This window comes from Bartonella sp. DGB2, from assembly GCF_046843095.1.
GTDB lineage: Bacteria > Pseudomonadota > Alphaproteobacteria > Rhizobiales > Rhizobiaceae > Bartonella.
In genome coordinates this window covers 373,562-394,070 of the sequence record NZ_CP177325.1, presented here as the reverse complement: position 1 = coordinate 394,070, position 20,509 = coordinate 373,562, and the positions used below count along the sequence as shown (strand labels likewise).

General features: G+C 42.0%; 20 protein-coding genes and 1 tRNA gene. 19 read left to right on the top strand and 2 right to left on the bottom strand.

The genetic code is table 11. From position 1 onward, the window contains the following. Positions 1 to 36: 36 nt before the first annotated feature. The 9 genes from ACK28X_RS01990 to ACK28X_RS01950 all read left to right on the top strand — a co-directional run bounded on the left by ACK28X_RS01990 (position 37) and on the right by ACK28X_RS01950 (position 5,509). A complete protein-coding gene (locus tag ACK28X_RS01990; RefSeq protein WP_412058015.1) occupies positions 37 to 846 on the top strand; it encodes a hypothetical protein in 810 nt (269 codons plus the stop codon). A 2-nt stretch (positions 847 to 848) separates the two neighbouring features. Beyond that, positions 849 to 1,703, top strand: a complete 855-nt coding sequence (locus ACK28X_RS01985; RefSeq protein ID WP_412058014.1) for a hypothetical protein — start codon at positions 849 to 851, stop codon at positions 1,701 to 1,703. 2 nt (positions 1,704 to 1,705) lie between these two features. After that, positions 1,706 to 1,891: a hypothetical protein gene (locus tag ACK28X_RS01980; protein WP_412058013.1), complete on the top strand. Its 186-nt coding sequence runs from the start codon at positions 1,706 to 1,708 to the stop codon at positions 1,889 to 1,891. Continuing rightward, entirely contained in the window at positions 1,875 to 2,240 is a 366-nt protein-coding gene (locus tag ACK28X_RS01975; RefSeq protein ID WP_412058012.1) for a hypothetical protein, read from the top strand. Before ACK28X_RS01980 ends, ACK28X_RS01975 begins: the two co-directional genes overlap by 17 nt. Before the next feature lie 84 nt (positions 2,241 to 2,324). After that, positions 2,325 to 2,819 carry a hypothetical protein gene (locus tag ACK28X_RS01970; RefSeq protein ID WP_412058011.1) on the top strand — a complete coding sequence of 165 codons (495 nt, stop codon included), beginning with the start codon at positions 2,325 to 2,327 and terminating at the stop codon, positions 2,817 to 2,819. A 12-nt stretch (positions 2,820 to 2,831) separates the two neighbouring features. After that, a complete protein-coding gene (gene bet / locus ACK28X_RS01965; protein WP_412057340.1) occupies positions 2,832 to 3,572 on the top strand; it encodes a phage recombination protein Bet in 741 nt (246 codons plus the stop codon). Between the two features lie 8 nt (positions 3,573 to 3,580). Further along, complete coding sequence (locus ACK28X_RS01960; protein WP_412058010.1) at positions 3,581 to 4,213, top strand: lambda exonuclease family protein; 633 nt, start codon at positions 3,581 to 3,583, stop codon at positions 4,211 to 4,213. A gap of 34 nt (positions 4,214 to 4,247) precedes the next feature. Then, complete coding sequence (locus tag ACK28X_RS01955) at positions 4,248 to 4,466, top strand: hypothetical protein (protein ID WP_412057949.1); 219 nt, start codon at positions 4,248 to 4,250, stop codon at positions 4,464 to 4,466. Between the two features lie 5 nt (positions 4,467 to 4,471). After that, the gene (locus ACK28X_RS01950; protein WP_412058266.1) at positions 4,472 to 5,509 is read left to right on the top strand and encodes a tyrosine-type recombinase/integrase; all 1,038 of its coding nucleotides are present in this window, start codon (positions 4,472 to 4,474) and stop codon (positions 5,507 to 5,509) included. An 84-nt stretch (positions 5,510 to 5,593) separates the two neighbouring features. Here ACK28X_RS01950 and ACK28X_RS01945 read toward each other — a convergent pair. Continuing rightward, a tRNA-Glu gene (locus ACK28X_RS01945) sits at positions 5,594 to 5,668 on the bottom strand. A gap of 361 nt (positions 5,669 to 6,029) precedes the next feature. On the opposite strand from ACK28X_RS01945, the gene ACK28X_RS01940 reads away from it, so the two are divergent. From ACK28X_RS01940 to ACK28X_RS01900, 9 genes are all read left to right on the top strand, one after another. Then, positions 6,030 to 6,581 carry a DMT family transporter gene (locus ACK28X_RS01940; RefSeq protein WP_412058009.1) on the top strand — a complete coding sequence of 184 codons (552 nt, stop codon included), beginning with the start codon at positions 6,030 to 6,032 and terminating at the stop codon, positions 6,579 to 6,581. Continuing rightward, positions 6,473 to 6,931 (top strand): EamA family transporter, encoded by a 459-nt coding sequence (locus tag ACK28X_RS01935; RefSeq protein ID WP_412058265.1) that lies wholly within the window; start codon positions 6,473 to 6,475, stop codon positions 6,929 to 6,931. Before ACK28X_RS01940 ends, ACK28X_RS01935 begins: the two co-directional genes overlap by 109 nt. A 645-nt stretch (positions 6,932 to 7,576) precedes the next feature. Then, complete coding sequence (locus tag ACK28X_RS01930; RefSeq protein WP_412058008.1) at positions 7,577 to 8,752, top strand: LL-diaminopimelate aminotransferase; 1,176 nt, start codon at positions 7,577 to 7,579, stop codon at positions 8,750 to 8,752. A gap of 31 nt (positions 8,753 to 8,783) precedes the next feature. Continuing rightward, on the top strand, positions 8,784 to 10,115 hold the full coding sequence (locus ACK28X_RS01925) for a homoserine dehydrogenase (RefSeq protein ID WP_412058007.1): 1,332 nt from the start codon (positions 8,784 to 8,786) through the stop codon (positions 10,113 to 10,115). 164 nt (positions 10,116 to 10,279) lie between these two features. Beyond that, on the top strand, positions 10,280 to 11,269 hold the full coding sequence (gene glpX, locus ACK28X_RS01920; RefSeq protein WP_412058006.1) for a class II fructose-bisphosphatase: 990 nt from the start codon (positions 10,280 to 10,282) through the stop codon (positions 11,267 to 11,269). Positions 11,270 to 11,385: 116 nt separating this feature from the next. Next, on the top strand, positions 11,386 to 12,165 hold the full coding sequence (locus tag ACK28X_RS01915; RefSeq protein WP_412058005.1) for a cytochrome c biogenesis CcdA family protein: 780 nt from the start codon (positions 11,386 to 11,388) through the stop codon (positions 12,163 to 12,165). 33 nt (positions 12,166 to 12,198) lie between these two features. Further along, positions 12,199 to 13,551, top strand: coding sequence for a bifunctional UDP-N-acetylglucosamine diphosphorylase/glucosamine-1-phosphate N-acetyltransferase GlmU (gene glmU / locus ACK28X_RS01910; RefSeq protein ID WP_412058004.1), 1,353 nt, complete (start codon positions 12,199 to 12,201; stop codon positions 13,549 to 13,551). A 765-nt stretch (positions 13,552 to 14,316) separates the two neighbouring features. Then, positions 14,317 to 15,615: a 3-isopropylmalate dehydratase large subunit gene (locus ACK28X_RS01905; protein ID WP_412058003.1), complete on the top strand. Its 1,299-nt coding sequence runs from the start codon at positions 14,317 to 14,319 to the stop codon at positions 15,613 to 15,615. An 87-nt stretch (positions 15,616 to 15,702) separates the two neighbouring features. Next, on the top strand, positions 15,703 to 16,230 hold the full coding sequence (locus ACK28X_RS01900; protein WP_412058002.1) for a 3-isopropylmalate dehydratase: 528 nt from the start codon (positions 15,703 to 15,705) through the stop codon (positions 16,228 to 16,230). A gap of 25 nt (positions 16,231 to 16,255) precedes the next feature. Here ACK28X_RS01900 and ACK28X_RS01895 read toward each other — a convergent pair whose 3' ends face one another. Beyond that, complete coding sequence (locus ACK28X_RS01895) at positions 16,256 to 16,756, bottom strand: peroxiredoxin (protein ID WP_412058001.1); 501 nt, start codon at positions 16,754 to 16,756, stop codon at positions 16,256 to 16,258. Positions 16,757 to 17,072: 316 nt separating this feature from the next. Between ACK28X_RS01895 and ACK28X_RS01890 the strand changes: the two genes are divergently transcribed. Then, a complete protein-coding gene (locus tag ACK28X_RS01890) occupies positions 17,073 to 20,507 on the top strand; it encodes a DUF3971 domain-containing protein (protein WP_412058000.1) in 3,435 nt (1,144 codons plus the stop codon). Positions 20,508 to 20,509 lie beyond the last annotated feature (2 nt).

Genomic DNA, 20,509 nt, shown 5'->3' with positions numbered 1-20,509 from the left:
TGGGTCATTACTTAATCATAGTGCAAGGAATATATCATGACTGACTTAAGCCCAAAATACCGCCTACTGAAAGATGAGGGCATCATCGTAAACGGCCATAAACTCTATCGCATTCAAGCCTTACGCGACTTTGGCGATGTGGAAGCAGGTGATTTAGGCGGCTTTATTGAGAGCGAAGATAACCTAAGCCATGAAGGCGATTGTTGGGTAGCAGATAACGCGTGTGTTTTTGAATATGCGCGGGTTCGTGATGATGCAATCGTTTCGGGCAATGCGAAGATTTCAGGTTATGCAACAATAGACGGCGATACGCACGTTTCCGGCAATACAGTTCTCACACATGACTACATAAAAGAGAAATACCAACTTACGAACGAAACAAGAGAAATCGACGGCCGTACCCTCTACCGTATCCAAGCCTTACGCGACTTTAGAGGTATTAAAGCTGGCGATTTAGGAGGCTTTATTGAAACCGAAGCCAACCTAGACCATGAAGACGATTGTTGGGTTGGAGGCAATGCATGTGCTTTTGGTGAAGCACGTATTACACACAATGCTTATGTTTCAGGTAACGCGAGGGTGTTTGATAATGCGTTTGTTGGTGTCAATGCGTCGATTTGGGAGAATGCACAGGTTTTTGAAAACGCAGAAATTTACGGTGGCGCGAGGATTTCAGGCCATGCGAAAGTTTCAGGCTATGCAAAGATTTATGACCACGCACGTATTGAAGGCAATGCGCAGATTTCAGGTAAGGCGCGGGTCATGGGTAATGCGCAGGTTTCAGGCGGTGCGCATATTGATGGTGACAGGGTAATAGACGGCGACACAGTCATCACAGGGGAATAGGCATGGAAAAGAAATATGAACTGACTCAAGAAACAAAAAAAAAAATCGACGGCCGCACCCTCTACCGTATCAAAGCCTTACGCGACTTTGGTGATATCAAAGCGGGTGATTTAGGCGGTTTTGTTGAGAACGAATACCGCCTAAGCCATGATGGTACCTGCTGGGTCGGGGGTGATGCATGTGTTTTTGATAATGCATATGTTTTTGATGATGCGCGGGTCTCAGATGATGCGTGTCTTGATTGGAATGCGCAAATTTTAGGTGATGCGCACATTTCAGGCAATGCGGAAGTTGGTGGCAATGCAATTGTTTATGACAATGCGCAAGTTTTTGGCAACGCAAAGATTTATTGCAATGCAAAAGTTTTTGGCAACGCAAAGATTTATGACCACGCAAAAATTGCTGAAGGGGCGCAGATTTTTGGCAATGCAGAGGTTTATGGCGATGCACAAATTGAACGCAACGCACGTATCGAAGGTAAAGCAGTAATAGACAGCGATACGCACGTTTCCGGCGGTACAGTCCTCACACATGGCTACATACAAGAGAAATACCAATTCACTAACGAGATCAAAGAGATAGACGGCCATACCCTCTATCGTATCCAAGCCCTACGCGACTTTGACGATGTGAAAGCGGGTGACTTGGGCGGCTTTATTGAGAGTGAACAGAACCTAGACCATGAAGGCGATTGTTGGGTCGCTGACAATGCACAGGTTTTTGACTATGCGCGGGTTTGTGATGATGCATTGGTTAGTGGCTATGCGCAGGTTTCAGGCCATGCGCTTGTTGAAGGTAATGGAGTAATAGGCGGCGATATCCACGTTTCTGGTAACACAGTCATTACAGGGGAATAGGCATGGAAAAGAAATATGAACTGACTCAAGAAACAAGAGAAGTAAACGAACGTACCCTCTACCGTATCAGAGCCTTACGTGACTTTGGTAATGTCAAAGCAGGCGATAAAGGCGGCTTTGTAGAAAACGAAAGAAACCTAAGCCATAGGGGCGACTGTTGGGTTAATGATAATGCATGTGTTTTATGACGATGCAAAGGTCATAGACAATGCTTATGTTTCGGGTAACGCGAGGGTTTGTGGTGATGCAACGATTGCTGACGATGCACGTGTTACAGAAAATGCCCGTGTTGAGGAGTATGCACGTGTTGAAGGTGACACGTGTGTTAGAGGAAAAGCACGTGTTGAAGGTAACGCGGTCATTACACATAGCGCTCTGGTCGAAGGGAGCGCGCTTGTTGGAAACAGAGCATGTATCGAAGGCGGCGCGCGGATTTCAGAAAGTGCTCATATTGGAGGTAACACGCTTGTTAGAGGTTGCGTAGAACTAGGCGGCTACACAGAAATCGACAGTGGAATTTTAGACCAAGCCTCCTAATCAAAAAACTTAATCAGTACACAACGGGCTTATGCCTAAAGCATGGCTAAGGGCTCTTTGTGTCTAACGATAAGGACTAAACTAATGGAAAAGAAATACGAACTGACTCAAGAAACAAAAGAAATCGACGGCCGCACCCTCTACCGTATCAAAGCCCTACGCAATTTTGGCGATGTGGAAGCTGGAGACTTGGGCGGCTTTGTTGAGAGCGAATACCACCTAAGCCATAATGGCACCTGCTGGATCGGTGGTGATGCATGTGTTTTTGATACTGCATGTGTTCTTAGCAATGCGGAGGTTTCAGATGATGCGCAGGTTTTTGGCGATGCGGAGGTTTCAGATGATGCGCAGGTTTTTGGCGATGCGAAGATTTTTGGCGATGCGCGCATTTCAGGCAACGCGAAAGTTTCAGGCCATGCGCAGATTTCAGACAATGCAAAAGTTTGGGGCAATGCACGTGTTGGCGGCAATGCGAAGATTTCAGGCAACGCGCATATTGCCGCCTCCATAACAATTGCAGGCAATGATTGTATCAACGGCTATACCCGTATCACGACTACCTCCACCACCCCAGCTTAGGAGAAACCACTAATGACCCAACTTGTTCAATCCCCCCTTGCTCTTATGGCAAGCAACTATGGCTTCTCAGAAGAGGCCTTTCGCCAAACCATTATGAAAACTTGCATGACAGGCAATATAGCGGCAGAAGAATTCGCCGCCTTTATTTCCGTTGCCAATACCTACGGCCTTAATCCTCTAACAAAAGAGATTTACGCGTTCCCAAAACGTGGTGGCGGTATCACACCCATTGTGTCCATTGATGGCTGGATTAAAATCATAAAATCTAATCCAGCCTTTGATGGCATGACCTTTAAAGATCATTTCGACCAAGCAGGCAATCTCATATCCATTACCTGCTCAATACGGCTCAAAAGCATTAAAGACCCAATAGAGGTCACGGAATATCTAAAAGAATGTCAACAGCAAACCGACCCATGGCGTAAATGGCCTGCCCGTATGCTACGCCATAAGGCGACTATCCAATGTGCCCGCTATGCCTTTGGCTTCTCTGGTATCTATGATGAAGACGAAGCAACACGCTTAAATGCCCCCGTATCAGAAAGCCAAGAAGTCTTTGCCGATGCAGAAACGCTTGCCGTGGTGCAACAGCTGATCTTGGATACAGAAACAGACGAGGCAAAAGCCCTAGCATCGGTTCATGCATCAAGCTTTGAAAGCCTATCGCAAAGCCAAGCGCAAACGCTTTTGCAACTGCTTAAAAAGAAACAAGCTTTGCACAGTTCACAAGCGCAAACCCTTTCTGTTGCTTAGAGGTTCATATGGAACAAAGAACTGCCGCATGGTTTGATGCCCGCCTTGGCAAAGTAACTGCCTCTAAGGTGTATTGCGTTGTCAATAGAACAGCAAAAGGCCTGCCAAGCGCGGACTATGAGGATTATAAGATCCAGCTATTGACCGAGCGGCTTACCGGCAAGGCGATAGAGACCTATGTAACGGCGGCCATGCAATGGGGCATTGATCATGAGTATGATGCCTTGGAAGACTATAGCTTTATGACGGGGCATGAGGTTAGTGCTTGTGGCTTTATTCCCCACCCTAGTATTGCCATGGCGGGGGCAAGCCCAGATGGCTTGGTAGGTGATGATGGTCTGATAGAGATCAAATGCCCCCATTCCACCACTCATGCCCGCTTTTTAATTGATGGGATTATTAAGCCCAAATGGCAAGCCCAGATGCAGTTTCAACTGGCGTGCACGGGGCGGCAATGGGTGGATTTTATTAGTTTTGACCCACGCTTTAGCGAAAGGAATGCAAGCTTAAGGAGTGAGATCAAGCGCCTATGGCGTGATGAGGCACGCATTCAAGAGATAGAAGCATGTGTGCATGCCTTCCTTGAAGAGGTGCAGGCTCTTGAGGATAAGCTTACCGCCAAATCCAGCGCGATAGGATGATAAGAGAAGATTTACAGCTAATGGAGCAAGATATATGGGACACCGACCTCCTACCATAACCCAACCAGCTATCGCCCGCGCTTTGCGTGAAGCCAAGAAGCTAGGCTGTGACCGTATAGCCATCAAACCAGATGGCGAGGTTATTATCTATCTCAACGAGAGCGCAGAAGAAACAGAGCTAACCACTCAAAGCTCTATTACCACACAGGCAAGTTCTGATGCTTTTTACGATAAATACGATATCTGTTTGTGAGTGTTATGCCTAAGCCGCGTCCACCCCATTTAGTGAGAGAACACAGCCGTCATGGGAAAGTGCTTTGGTATGTTCGTATCAATAAAGGCCAGCGCATTAGAGTAGAAGGCACATATGGTACACAAGAATTCGTGGATAACTATAAAAGCGCTATTGCCCAATTACAGGGGCAAACGCCAATAACGATTAAAGGCAAGCGCAATGCAGAAGGCTCTTTCTCATGGCTTTTAAATAAATATTACAAAAGCATGGAGTGGCATAAATTAGCCTCTCCTACCAAAAGGCAACGTGAGCTTATCTTAGAGAAAGCCGAGAAAGACATGGGGCATGTGCCTTATAAAGCGCTTAAGCGTCAACACTTTATTGACGCGGTGGAGCGGCGCAAAGAGACTCCTGCGGCGGCTAGAGAATTTTTGAAAGCGTTTAGAGGCGTATTTAAATGGGCGCTTGAGCAGGACTTACTTATAGATAATCCAACGCTTGGCGTTAAGGCTCCTATACTTACCAATAAGAAAGGCTTTGCCGTATGGTTAGAAGACGACATAGACAAATACTACCGACGCTGGCCACTGGGTACGCATGAACGGGTATGGATTGATGTGTTGCTGTATACTGGCCTGCGCCGTGGCGACGCGGTGCGGATTGGTTGGAAAGATGTCACCGATGGCGTCATTCACTTAAAGACGGAAAAGAGCCAGTTTCAAACAGATGTGTTCTTACTTATTTTACCCGAGCTAGAAGCTACCATTAAAGCGGGACCAATAGGAGAAGAAACATTTATTTGCGGCAAAGGGGGTAGGGCGCTTGCCAAAGAAAGTTTTGGTAATTTGTTTCGGGAAGCATGTAACGAGGCGGGCATTAAAAAGTCCGCTCATGGCTTACGCAAATTAGCGGCGACTCGGGCGGCGAATTCGGGGGCAACGGTGGCTCAACTGAAAGCCATTTTTGGTTGGACTGATGACGAGATGGCATCGCTTTATACAAAGAGCGCTGATCGGCGGCGACTCGCTCTTGAGGCGATAGAAAAAATACAAAAAAGGTAAGGGGATGACATCAAAAAAACATAACAGAATCAAAGAGGCTAAAATTCCCGAACTTTGCTATAACCTATTGATTTTATTAATATATGGTACGCCCAAGGGGAATCGAACCCCTGTTTCCGCCGTGAAAGGGCGGCGTCCTAACCGCTAGACGATGGGCGCTAACCAATGATTGCGCTTATAGAGGGGTTTGTTTTAAATCGCAAGCCCTAATTTTCAATTTTTTAAAAAAAACGCTAAAAAAATGTGATCTACGCCATATACGGCTTTCTACCCCTCATCTCTTGTCCTTAAGATGGCATTAGGGAAAAATTCATCAGCCTGACTGCGTATTTTCCTTTAATTATTGTGTTTATTCAAGGGAATATTATTTTCTAAAAAATAAAACACGAAAATTTTAATTGTAAGATAATTACAACTGCACTATAAATTTAATGTTATCAATTTTGCAATTTTAACTTGTAATTTTTTAAATTGATATAGAAAATCATCTCTCTAAGAATATTAAAAATAGAAAAAATAAATGATGAAAGATAGCAAGTTGGGTTTAATTGAAATGGTATCTGCAATGATATTGATGGGTACCGTTGGTTATTTTGTAATTGAGTCTGGTCAGACAGCGTATAATGTTGTTTTTTTTCGTTGTTTATTTGGTGCTATTTGTTTATCTTTGTATTGCTATTTTACAGGTAATTTTAAAAAAGGTATGCTAAATAAAGCTACTTTTATAAAAATTTCATTAAGTGGTATATTTTTGATTTTGAATTGGATTTTACTGTTTGCTTCTTTTAAAAGATCTTCGATATCTACGTCTACAGTTGTGTACCACATACAGCCATTCTTTTTTATTATAATATGGGCATTTATAATGAAAGAGAAAATTTCTATAATAAAATTATTTTGGATGTTGATAGCTTTTGTAGGACTTGTGCTTATTTCAAATATAGAGCGTTTAGATTTTTCAATATATTCATCGTACCTACAAGGAATATTATTAGCTTTATCGGCAGCTTTGTTCTGGGCTATATCAACAGCAATGGTAAAAAAATATCATATGTTAAGCCACATATCGTAGTACTTATACAACTGCTTGTAGGAGCTATAGTACTTTCTCCATTTGCAAATTTTTCTGTTTTAATTAACTTTAGAGTTAAAGAATTATCATATTTATTTATTTTTGGATTTGTACATTCTTGTATAACTTATATATTAATGTATTCATCTTATCATAGGTTAAGTGCAGTTTCAATTGCTATTCTTACTTTTATTTATCCTGCTATTGCTATACTTGTTGATTTTTATTTTTATGGAAAAATTTTAAATTTATATCAGTGGATAGGTTTTTTTCTAATTATGTTTAGTGGATTCTCTGCCAACCAAAACCTTGGTTCGAAATGGTTTGAACGGAAAGCAAAAATTGGTTAATTTGTTAAGAAAATAAAGATGTGATCATGGATAACAAAGTTCTATATATGCTCTAAAGTTGTAACGGTTACATAAGATAAAATATTGAATATTACTTATATAGTCAATAAATAAAATTTTCCATAATCACAAATTATAATTAAATTTTAAAAAATACTTTTAATATCATTTTTATTTATAAAAAGAAGCTGAAAAATAAAGCTGATGTATATGATATTATTAAATATAGAATATATTCTTTAAATAAGATTTCTTATAAAATGTTATAAATGCAGGTCTAAGACATCATTATTTTAAAATACCACCCTCTCCAACTTTGAGAGATGTTGTGGTTCGTTTATTATGTATTTAATGGTTTCCCTATTATATCGCATAAGCTTTCTACGGTATTATGATTCCGATGCGGGCTTGTTAGGTCATACAAAAATTAGGCGTTTTGTATTATTTTTTGGGAACGCCACCAGAGCTCTAATTTTCGGTTGAGCGCCATTTTTCTTTCAAACGATTGAAAGAAAAAATAAAAAATCTCTAAAAGCTGTAAAGCTTTTAACATTAGAAGCCTTGCCGAAAAGTTTTTCTTTTTCTAAGATGCCAGCCACGATTAGGTTTTTTCCTTTCTTTGATTATATTTGTATTGGATATTATATGTTGGAAGAGTTTCATAAAATTCGTCGCCTCCCTCCTTATGTATTTGAACAGGTAAATCGTTTAAAAGCAAAAGCGCGGACAAGTGGGGCGGATATTATTGACCTCGGCATGGGCAATCCAGACCTACCCACCCCCCAAACAATTGTTGATAAATTGTGTGCGGTTGCGCAAGATCCGCGTAGCCATCGTTATTCAGCATCAAAAGGCATATCAGGTTTAAGGCGCGCCCAAGCCGCTTATTATGCGCGGCGCTTTGGCGTGAAGCTCGACCCAGAAACCCAAGTTGTAGCGACGTTAGGTTCTAAAGAAGGCTTCGCTAATATGGCTCAAGCCATAACAGCACCCGGCGACGTTGTATTATGCCCTGACCCTACCTATCCGATTCACTCCTTTGGCTTTATCATGTCGGGAGGCGTAGTGCGCTCTATACCTGCTAAGCCTGATGAAAACTTTTTGCGTGCTCTTGACCACGCGGTCAGGCATTCTATTCCTAAGCCTTCTGTTGTTATTCTTAATTATCCTTCGAACCCAACTTCTTATATCGCTGAGTTAGATTTTTACCGTGAGGTTGTTGCTTTTGCCAAAAAGCATGGGGTTATTTTACTATCTGATTTAGCCTATGCAGAAATCTATTTCAATAACATGCCGCCACCTTCTTTGCTTGAGATTCCAGGCGCAATAGATGTGAGTGTGGAATTTACGTCTATGTCAAAAACCTTTTCTATGCCAGGTTGGCGGATAGGATTTGCGGTAGGTAATGAGCGGTTAATTGCCGCTCTCACACGGGTAAAATCCTACCTCGACTATGGAGCCTTTACTCCAGTTCAAGCAGCAGCTGCACACGCACTAAGTGGTAATGGATCTGATATTTTCATGGTACGCGAGGTTTATAAAAAACGCCGCGATGTAATGATACAGAGCTTTGCCCGCATTGGTTGGGCTATACCGGCTCCAGAAGCTACTATGTTTGCTTGGGCTCCCATACCAGAAAAATATCGTGATCTAGGGTCCCTAGAATTTTCAAAGTTATTGATTAATAAGGCAAAAATTGCTGTGGCGCCAGGAATCGGATTTGGAGAACATGGTGACGATTTCGTTCGTATTGCTTTAGTAGAAAATGAGCATCGTATACGCCAAGCAGCTCGTAGCTTAAAGCGTTTTTTAAGCGAATGATGAATTTCCCTAACTCAAAAAAGAGAGAAAAATGACACAAGCATTAAAAGTGGCGATAGCAGGCTTGGGAACAGTGGGAATTTCAACCTTGCAAATTTTGCAAAAAAAAGCATCTAGTTTGCATGAACAATGCGGTCGCCCTATTGAGGTGGTAGCAGTAAGCGCTCGGGATCGCACCCGTGATCGCGGTCTAGATCTTTCAGGTGTCCAATGGTTTGATGATCCTATTGTCATGGCCAGACATGCTGCTATTGATGTATTCGTTGAGCTTATTGGGGGTAAAGAAGGTGTCGCCTATAGCGCTATCCTTGCAGCTTTGGAAGGAGGGCGCCATGTGGTTACTGCTAATAAAGCGCTCTTAGCTCACCACGGATTAGCTTTGGCTACCTTGGCTGAAGAGAAGGGCGTTCTCCTTAATTTTGAAGCCGCAGTGGCGGGAGGCATCCCCATCATAAAAACTATGAGAGAGTCTCTCTGTGGCAATCGCGCCTCAAAAATTTATGGCATTCTCAATGGTACATGCAATTATATTCTCACTCGTATGCACCAAAAATCACTTTCATTTCATGATTGCTTAAAAGAAGCACAAAGACTTGGCTATGCAGAAACTGATCCAACCTTTGATATTGAAGGCAATGATACAGCCCATAAATTGGCTCTTTTAACAAGCCTTGCCTTTGGGAGCACAATTGAACTGGAAGCGATTTATTGTGAAGGGATCAGCAATATATCTCTGGCCGATATTCAAGCTGCAGATGAATTGGGATATCGGATTAAGTTATTAGGAGTAGCTACCCGCACAGAAACCGGTATTGAACAGTATGTGCACCCTACCATGATTCCTATTTCCTCCGCTTTAGCGCAAGTTCAGGGGGCGACAAATGCTGTCTCGATTCAAACAGATCTTTTGGGCGAATTATTATTATGTGGTCCTGGCGCTGGTGGTGCCGCCACCGCTTCTGCTGTGGTAGGGGATTTAGCTGATATTGCTAAGTCACGTCCTGGCTTTCAGTACGCTGCAGTCTTTAATAAACCAGCTAATGCATTAACAGCTTACCCAAAGGCAAAAATGCGTGCCCATGCAGGGGGATATTTTATCCGCCTTAGCGTTTCAGACCGCGCTGGGGTATTTGCAAGCATTGCTGGCCATATGGCTGATAATAATATTTCATTGGAATCAATTGTACAAAGACCAAAAGAAAACCAGCCTTTAAATGCGATGCATGTAGGGCATAAAACAATTATCCTTATTACGCATGAAACTACTGAAGCAGCAGTACGTTGTGCTCTTTCAGCAATGACCAATAATGGCTATCTTATCGCCAAGCCGCAATATATCCCAATTGTGCGCCCTTCTGGATAGATGTGAAAATCTTTTATATACGAGGGATTTTCCTTATCATTAAGCAAGGATTATGCTATGGGAGGCGCAATATAGGTGAGCAGGCGACTTTGTTAAGCCTTTTTTGGTTACAAAGATGGGTTGCTTTGATCTGGTTTTTAACCCTAACCTAATTGTGGAATATCATGCCAAAATTTGTTGCTCATAAATCCGATCATTTAGATCGTATTCTTACCCTAGAATTAACACGCGTTACAGAACGTGCTTCGGTGGCCGCGGCTCATTGGCGTGGGCGAGGTGATGAAAAGGCGGCTGATCAAGCAGCCGTAGACGCCATGCGCCGCGAGCTAAACCAGCTTACCATTTCTGGAAGAGTTGTCATCGGCGAGGGCGAGCGTGATGAAGCCCCTATGCTTTATATTGGGGAAGAGGTCGGGCAAAGGATAGGGCCTTGCGTCGATATTGCGCTTGATCCCTTAGAGGGCACTACTATATGCGCAAAAAATTTACCGAATTCCTTAGCGGTAATCGCCATCGCAGAAAGGGGAAATCTGCTTTATGCACCTGATGTTTATATGGAAAAGATCGCCGTAGGTCCTGGTTATCCCCTAGGTGTTGTGGATATTGATGCGTCTGCTATAGATAATATCCACGCTTTGGCCAAAGCAAAAGGCGTGGCGGTTAATCAGATTACCGCCTGTATTATGGATCGACCACGGCACACACAATTAATTGAAGATGTGCGGTCGACAGGTGCATCTATTCGCCTTATTGGCGATGGTGATGTGGCAGCTATTATGCATACAACCGATCCAGATGAGACAGGTATAGACATCTATATGGGTATCGGTGGCGCGCCCGAAGGCGTCTTAGCGGCAGCGGCCTTGCGTTGCATGGGTGGACAAATCCAAGGACGCTTAATTTTAGATAGCGATGAAAAATGTGCACGAGCCGCAAGAATGGGCATTAAGGAACCGCATAAAATTTATACGCTGAAAGAAATGGCCAAGGGCGACGTTTTGTTTGCCGCAACTGGCGTTACCGACGGAAACTTACTTGCAGGTGTAAAATTCACTAAAAACTATATCCAAACGGATAGTATCGTGATGCGCTCCCATAGTGGTACAGTTCGGTATATTCGTGCACGCCACCAAAATATTACTAAATTTGACTAATTAATTAGGGAACCGTCAGTGAATCTAATATAGGTGGTAGAGCATGGCTTGGGAATAAGCATTTTTGATTAGCACTTGGCATGAATAATGCCACTAAAAAAGAGGGTGATTAAATAATGGAATTTTCAACCTATGGGGTTTTACTAGCAGGAGCCTTATCTTTTCTTTCTCCTTGCGTTTTGCCCTTAGTTCCGCCCTATTTATGCTATATGGCTGGGGTTAGTATGGATGAATTTCGCCTAAAGGTTCCACAGGGACGTAAAGCGAGGTGGCCATTATTGCGTGCAGCTCTAGCTTTCTCTTTAGGATTCACCACGGTTTTTGTAGCGCTTGGGGCAAGTGCCAGTAGCATCGGTCATTTTATTGGCTATTATCGTGACTGGCTGGCCATTTTTGCTGGCATTGTTATCATTATCTTTGGTCTCAATTTTTTGGGTATATTTCGCTTGAGGTTCTTATCCTATGAAGCTCGTTTTCAAGCTCAAAAAGCCCCCCATGGGCCTATAGGGGCCTATATTATTGGCCTTGCTTTTGCTTTTGGCTGGACTCCGTGTATTGGCCCCATTCTTGGTCCTATTCTTACTTTGGCTGGTAGCAAAGATACAGTGGCCGAAGGAGCGCTTTTGTTAGCACTTTATTCCTGTGGTTTAGCTATCCCTTTTCTTTTGGCAGCCCTTTTTTCACATAGTTTTATGGGTTTTTTACAGCGCTTTAGGAAACATATAGGTAAAGTGGAAAAGTTTATTGGCTTTTTGCTTATTCTTACTGGCCTTCTATTTCTTACTGGTTATATGCAGAATTTTTCTTTTTGGTTGCTTGAAAACTACCCTGTTTTTGGAAATATAGAAGGGCTAACATGGCTGGATGTGAAGTCTTTTCTCACTAATCTTTTTTAAGATTCTATAGATAACGAAACCAAAGAGAATTTCATGAATAGAAAATGTCTTTCTATCATCTTAGCAGCAGGCGAGGGTACACGTATGTGCTCTTCCTTGCCAAAAGTTTTACATAAAATTGCTGGGCTTGCGCTTGTTAACCACGTGGTGGACCAAATGCAAGCAAGCGGTGCCGATAAAATAGCGGTAGTAGTAGGCCATGCGGCTGAATCCGTTGTGCAGGCTGTATCAACTTTTATGCCTGATGTTAGCTTTTTTTACCAAGAAAAGCCACAAGGAACAGCACATGCCGTCTTAGTAGCTCGGGCTGCATTAGAGTCGGGTATCGATGATATTCTCATTGCCTTTGCTGATATGCCGTTAATTGAGGCGTCTTATGTACAAAAAGTTCGGTCAATGTTAGCGGAAGGTGCTGATATTGTTGTAACGGGCTTTCATTGTAATGATCCTACGGGCTATGGGCGCTTAATTGTTAAAGATGAGCAGCTACAAGCAATTATTGAAGACAAAGATGCAAGTCCTGTCGAAAAAACAATCCAATTTTGTAATGGCGGATTAATGGCTCTAAGTGGCCGTTACGCTCTATCGCTTTTAGAACAGGTGAGCAATGAAAATGCAAAAGGTGAATATTATCTTACTGATATCGTAAAGATAGCTGTGGCACAAGGACATCGCGTTCAAGCTCTTGAGGTGCCATTTGAACAGGCGATGGGGGTCAATAATCGCTATGAATTAGCGCAAGCACAAGCCCTATGGCAAAAACGCAAAGCACGGGCAGTAATGCTGACAGGCGTTACCTTGGAAGCACCTGAATCGGTTTATTTTTCTTATGACACGATGATTTGTCGTGATGCGGTAATTGAACCACATGTATACTTTGGAGTAGGCGTGGAGGTAGGGGAGGGGGCACATATCCGTGCTTTCAGCCATCTTGAAGGAACTATTGTCGGCCCAGCTAGCGTTGTTGGGCCTTATGCTCGTTTACGACCTGGTACTATATTAGCTGAATCGGCAAAAATTGGCAATTTTTGTGAGATTAAAGGGGCGCAAATCGGGGTTGGTGCAAAGGTTAATCACCTTAGCTATATCGGCGATGCCACAATTGGTGCCCACGCTAATATTGGAGCGGGTACCATTACGTGCAATTATGATGGTTATAATAAATGGAAAACCGAAATTGGCGCTCATGCCTTTATCGGCTCCAATAGCGCTTTGGTCGCGCCTGTCAGTATAGGCGCAAGGGCTTATGTTGCTTCAGGTAGTGTGATCACCAATGCAGTACCCCAAGACGCTTTGGCTATTGCGAGGGTGCAACAAGTAATTAAAAAGAAACGTGCCGTTTTATTGCGCAAAAAATTTAGCGCAATAAAGGATAAAAAGTTATAATTTTTTTAAAAGGTAAAATTTTATGATTTACATACAAAAAGAAAACATTTATATTCTTAGTATACAGATTGTTTCAGAAATTATGATTCTTTAAATAATGAAAGGATACGATATGCAATTAATTAAGAAAGTTTTTAGTGGTATTACACCTTTCTTTTTAATTCGTTCTTATTTTTTTGGTATTATTTTATGTGCATTTTTTTCATATATTATATATAATTCAGGAAATGCATGGATAGTGAAATTCTTTTTTATAATATATTATGTGGTTAATACACTCTTATTTCCTTTCGCGGCACTTGTTTGGAATGAATTGAAACGTCTTGTTATGGGCGATCTCTTCATCGTTATGGATCTTAAACTTCTGCTTGGAATCAAATTTGTTATAACCTGCCTCTTGTGGATGCTCGCCATTTTTACGCTCCTTTGGGAATTTTATATATCTGGTTGCGTGCGCGTTATGCAGGTCAAAATTAAGAGGGTTTATAAAAAGCATTTTTCGAATAAAACAGACATTATAAACTTATATCTTTATCATATCTGTAATCTTTAAACGGCATCCGCTATAAAACTCCTAAAAGTAATTTATGGAGGGGTTAATACCGAAAAAATGATATATAAGCATTATTATCCCTTAAGGCTTTACCAGTGTGCTAGAATAGGATAAGAATCTATAAATGTAATGATAAAGCCCTTGTTTCGAGGCGCAGATCCTTTTAAACTAGAAGCGACCGTGTCGATTTGAATGACTAGGAGAGACACCTTATGGGGCAAACAGTTACGGAAAAAATTCTAGCGCGCGCTAGCGGTAGAAAAAATGTTGTGCCTGGGGAAGTGGTTTGGGCAAAAATAGATATTTTAATGTCACATGATCCATGCGCACCGGGAGTAGCAAGCGTTTTTAAAAAAGAATTTGGTGAGGATGCAAAAATTTGGGATGCCTCACGTTTTATTATGATTCCCGATCATTTCACTTACTCTGCTGATTTTCAAGCAAATCATAACATTCAAGCGATGCGCGCTTTTGCAAAAGAGCAAAATGTACGCTATTTTTATGATGTAGGAACACCCGATTATAAAGGCGTATGTCATATTGGCTTAGCTGAAGGGGGGCATGCGCGCCCGGGCGAAGTTTTGCTAGGTACTGATTCTCATACCGTAACTGCAGGCGCTTTTGGTACCTTTGCCATTGGCGTAGGCATCACCGATGCTGCTTACGCGGTAGGAACAGGAGAAATCCCCCTTAAAGTTCCTGCCTCCATCCGCGTAGATTTTGTGGGTCATAAACCTAAGGCCTTGATGGCAAAGGATATGATTTTAGCATTATTGGGCAAACTAAGTGTGGATGGTGCCACCTATGAGGCGATCGAATTTGGCGGGTCAGTTGTGGATACTCTTTCGGTGGAGGAGCGAATGACTCTGTGTAATATGGTAGTAGAATGTGGCGCTAAAAATGGTATTATGGTACCTAACCAAGCCGTAATAGAGCACCTAAAAACCCGCACAGATATCCCTTATGAAGTGATCACTCCTGATAAAAATGCGCAATATCGTGACCATTTTATCATAGATGTAAGCACGATGGAGCCTATGGTTGCGAAACCCCATTCACCCGACAATGTTGTGGAAATTAGCAAATTGGGAGATATTGCAATTTCACAAGCTTATATTGGGTCTTGCACAGGCGGAAAGTTAGAAGATTTCACCGCCGCGGCTCAAATATTAAAGGGACGCAAAGTAAAAATTCCTACTTTTGCGGTTCCTGCTACAAAAGAAGTATTTCGCCAATTGATTATGACAAAGATCAGCGGCCTATCAATCTATGAAATTTTTGATCATGCAGGAGTGAAATTATCTTCTGAAGCGGGTTGTGCGGCTTGTTGCGGAGGGCCTACTGATACGTTTGGCCGTGTTAACGCTCCAATTGCCGTTATTTCTACAACCAATCGAAATTTTGTTGGCCGTATGGGTAATAAACAGGCTGAGATTTATTTAGCTTCGCCTTATTCTGTAGCAGCTGCCGCGGTTGCAGGGAAAATTGTCCATCCAAAAGCCTATCTGTAAACGGTATAGCTATGGCTCCTCTTATTTATTTTCTAGTTGTTTTAAGTAAGCACAGTCGCTGGTTCGTTCATTTAGAAGGTTTAAATAATGAGTAGCATTAGCGGATCTATTTATATCTTAGGTGATAATATTGATACTGATCAAATTTTAAGTGGAGAATATTTAAAAGTAAATCCTTCCACCCCAGAAGGTTATGCACAATTGGCTTCATTGGCTATGTGTGGTTTGCCAGAAGGATCTTTACCCTTTATTGATGAAAAAGCGGGGCGAGCAAAATATCCTATTATTATAGCAGGAAAAAATTTTGGCTGTGGCTCATCACGTGAGCATGCGGTGCGTGCTTTGGGCGCCGCTGGTGTAAAAGCAGTGGTTGCCCAGTCTTATGCACGTATCTTTTTCCGTAATTGCGTAGCCACCGGAGAGCTTTTACCAATCAGCTGTGATACACACCTCAATAGAGAGCTGGAAACGGGCGATCAAGTGATTATCCACCTTGATCGCCAACGGATAGAAAGCAACCAAAAAATCTTTCCTCTTGCTCCCGTTGGAGAGTTAGCTGCAATCATCAATGCCGGCGGCCTATTTCAGTATGCCCGAAAATATAAAAAGATATAAAATCAGTCTACTAAGAATGCTCTTTTTAGGACGTTGAGCATTGCCCTATATGCTGACGAACAGCACTCAATACGGCGTTTGCATGGTTAGGCACAGATACTTTCGACCATAATTGAGCGATTTTACCTTCTGGGTCGATCAAAAAAGTACTACGCTCGACCCCCATATATTTACGTCCATACATATTTTTTTCTATCCATACACCATAGGCACAAAGCGTTGTTTTTTCTTCATCAGATAGGAGGGGTATATTCAAAGCATATTTTTTGATAAATTTATGGTGTTTGGCAATAGAATCAGGCGAAAGCCCAAAGACAGCAACTTTGAGGGCATCAAATTCTTGTTTAAGTGCTGTAAAATCTTGAGCTTCCACAGTACAACCACTAGTGTCATCCTTGGGATAACAGTACAGCACTACCCATTGGCCACGTAAGGCTACAAGCGAGATTGTTTGTTCGGTACTATCCGCGTTAGCGGCGTTTAAGATAAAAATAGGGGCTATATCGCCTGTTTTTAGTACAGTCATGATATCTTTCTTACCAATCTAGAGAATCATTAGATTGCCCATCATGGTAACGATTTTATTGCGTACGTCTATGAAATTGCGCCTTTAAAAATAAAAATATAAGCAGATTAAAACACCTATAACCTACCTAGAACAGCAAGAATCGGCAAATTGTTTATAGATTTTTAACATTTGCCGGCAAAATTAGCCTCTAAGCAGATTCAGTCAAAGTAAGCGCAGTGCAATTTTTCTTTAATGACGTAGAGAAACTTTATGCTGTATTTTTTTGCTGGGTTTTGCTTTTATAAGGCGTATGCCAAAAGCGGGAAGCTTCGATTTGTCTGATAAATACCTTCTTAATAATCAGAACCAAGACGGCTCTGATCTGTTGTACTCTTCTGCTATTGAAGATGGTTCTGGGACGCGTTTAGGAAACGATTTCAAGCATCCCATACCTGACAAAAGGCGTGGCAAGGTTTTTTATACCCTGACAGGTATTTCGCTTCTACTTCTGATTATGATAAGCTTTTTTTTTATAGCCCTTAAGAGGGGCATTGAAACCCCTTATATCACAGCCCAAATACAGAAAATTTTAGAGAATCGGCTTACAATGCTGGGTCAAGTTCGGATTGAACGGGCTCGTCTGTCATTAGATCAAGATTATCACCTTGTTCTGGTGGCAGAAAATATGCGCTTTCTTCAAGGTCGCGATTCAAATGATAAAATCGGCCGCATCCAGCTAGGAATTTCCATACATTCGCTTTTTTTGGGCGTACTTCATATTCACAAAATTATGCTGAGTGATGCTGATTTAAATCTCGGCTCAAAAGGATTGTCGGTTTTTCAAAAATTATCTTCTAATAGCTTTAATCGCCCTGATATAGATGCAATGAGTTCAGAAAGCCTTACTGCTTTAGATGAAGGATTGGCCTTCATTCGCCGCCTCTCCCTTGATACAGTTATGCTAGACAATATTCATATTATGGGGGCGGCGAAAAGCAATCCTATTACTCTGAGGCAAGTTAAGCTTTCAACCATGGCGAAACGAGCGGATCTAAGCGCAAATATCGTTTGGAATGAACAACTATTAAGAGTTACCAGCGCGGCCTCTTTACGAAACGATGGAAAACTCGCTGATATAAGTCTGGATGTTGAGGGATTGCCCTTGCACTTAGGAGACAAAGACAGCGCCATACCTTATTTATCTTCTGGCCACGTAGATGATGGGTATTTGCGCGTGAAGGGTCTTGTGAATTTTCATGGAGAAATCAATCGCCCTGTTGATAAAAATCCAACGTCTATTCAATTGCGTATTAATATGACAAAAGGAATGATGGATGTAGGCGCTGCCCAAGATATGCCGACACAATTTTTAGTAGAAGCTTATCACGAAATTGGTAGCGATAAGGCCGTAATTCTTCCTTCTTTTTTTACAGTTGGTGGTTTAAAATTACCTTTGAGCGGCGAAATAGCTCTCGTTATGAAAGCAAACGAAGAAAAGCAGCCACTTTATGACTATAGTTTTGATCTTAAGATCAAAAACGCTATATCGGCGCCACAAGAATCTCCCGAAGGCGCTCTTGTTTTTTCGGGTCGGCTTGTTGGCAAATACCGTCTCAGTGATTATAAAATAGCTTTATCTGAAATTAACATTACCACTCCAAGCGGGATAATATTTGGAGAGGGTAATTTGAGGTTTGGCCAAGGCACACCAGAGACAATCCTTCTATTGCATGCGAAAGAGCTTAGTATCGCCGATGCTAAACAGTTGTGGCCAGTTAACATTGCCAATAGTGCTCGCCGTTGGGTTTTACCTCATATTTTTGGCGGCCAGCTTCGCAATGCGCAACTAGAATTGGCTTTGCCACTTGATTTATTTCATGCTAAGAGGGCTATGAAGCCTTTAAGTGCTGATGAAATGCGCCTAACTGCAGATATTGTTAATACACGTTCTGATCTAGTGGGCACTTTACCGCCACTGAGCAAGGCTAGCGGTCGAATTACCATTGAAGGGAGTACGATCGCTCTTTCGCTTAATCAAGGGACGATTTATCTATCTGATGATTCATCAGTCAACCTATCTACGGGTCTGCTTACCATCCCATGGGGAGATGCAGAATTTATTTATGCAGACCTCACTACCAATATCAAGGGCAGTGTAGGTGCTGTGGGTGCTTTGATAGGCTGTAAACCCATTGATTCTCAGCGTTTTTTGCCATTCAACTCACAAAAAGCAAGTGGTGAAGTTGATCTTAACCTTAATTTGCGTTTTGCGCTGAACAGTTCTGATGCACATAGCATAACGCAGCCCTCCCTTGTACCCCAAAAGCCACACTATGATGTCAACTTACATTTCAACAAGCTTTCCTTAGATCAAAAAATAGATGGTATGCAAGTAAGCAATGTAAGCGGCTATGCTAAACTTTCTCCCAACCAGGTAGAGATTGAAGGAGTAGGAACGCTTAACAATGCAATGATGAAATTTACTGTTTTAGGATTTTTTAAAAACGGGACGTTTCTTACTAAGAAAACAATCGAATTAAGCGCAGATGACAAGTTGCGCGCTAAATATTTCCCTGCTTTGAATGAACTCATCAAAGGGCCAACCCTTATCAAAGCCAATCAAGTAGGTGATGGAGATTGGAATGTGGTGACCGATCTGTCTTCTGCAACCTTAGAATTCCCTGGCCTTGGTTGGAAAAAAGGGGCCAACATCGACATGAGTGCTGAGTTTAATTTACCCGCAAATTTTACTACTGCTCGTACCTTTAGTATTAAACATTTTGCGCTCACGGGCGTGCATACTCTTATTCAGGGCTCTCTGGACATTAAAGATAAACACCTTGTAAGTGCAGATTTTTCTAAGGCAAACCTAAACGCGAACGATAATATTAGTTTTCAATTAAAAGAGCAGGAAAATGGGTACTACCTTAGTGTACAAGGAAGTAAATATGATGCGCGCTCTCTGATTCAGCATTTGGGACAAAAAACCTTTTCAGAGCTCCGACCTACTCCCTTCACCCTTGATGCTTCAATTGATACGTTAATAGGCTTCGGGAAAGAAGAATTACAGAAGGTCAAGGCACACTTCACCACCCGAGGAGGTAGTAATTTCAATGCTGTTACTAAAGGCGGCATGCTAACGCAAGTCTCCGTGGTTACACAAGAAAGCCAACAAGTTATCAATATACAAAGTAATGACGCTGGTGCTTTTTTGCGCTTTATGAATTACTATGAAAAGGTTGATGGTGGGCAATTGATAGCCAATTTTCAAGCCGCTTCTAACGCTCCATGGACTGGAGCGATACGAATTCAAGATTTTGTTCTGCGCAATGAGCAACGGTTATCTAATTTTATTGATGAAACGCCTCAAGGTAGTAGCAGAAGTTTGAATGATGCCCTCAACAAAAACATGGATAGCGGCCTTGTTAAGTTTGATATTTTTTATGCAGAAATTAGCAAAAGCGATGATTCTTTTATAATTAATAAGGGAATTTTGCGAGGACCAAATATTGGTGCGATCTCCCAAGGCATTTTATATGATGCGCAAGGATATATGAATATGACCGGAACCTTCATGCCAGCATATGGGCTTAATCGTCTTTTCAGTAATTTACCTCTTGTTGGTCCGCTTTTAGGCAACGGACAAGATCGGGGACTTATAGGCCTAACTTTTAAAATCACGGGCTCTTTACGTCGCCCTCAAATTATGGTCAACCCGATCTCTATCATTGCCCCTGGTATCTTTCGTTCCATATTTGAATTCAAATAATG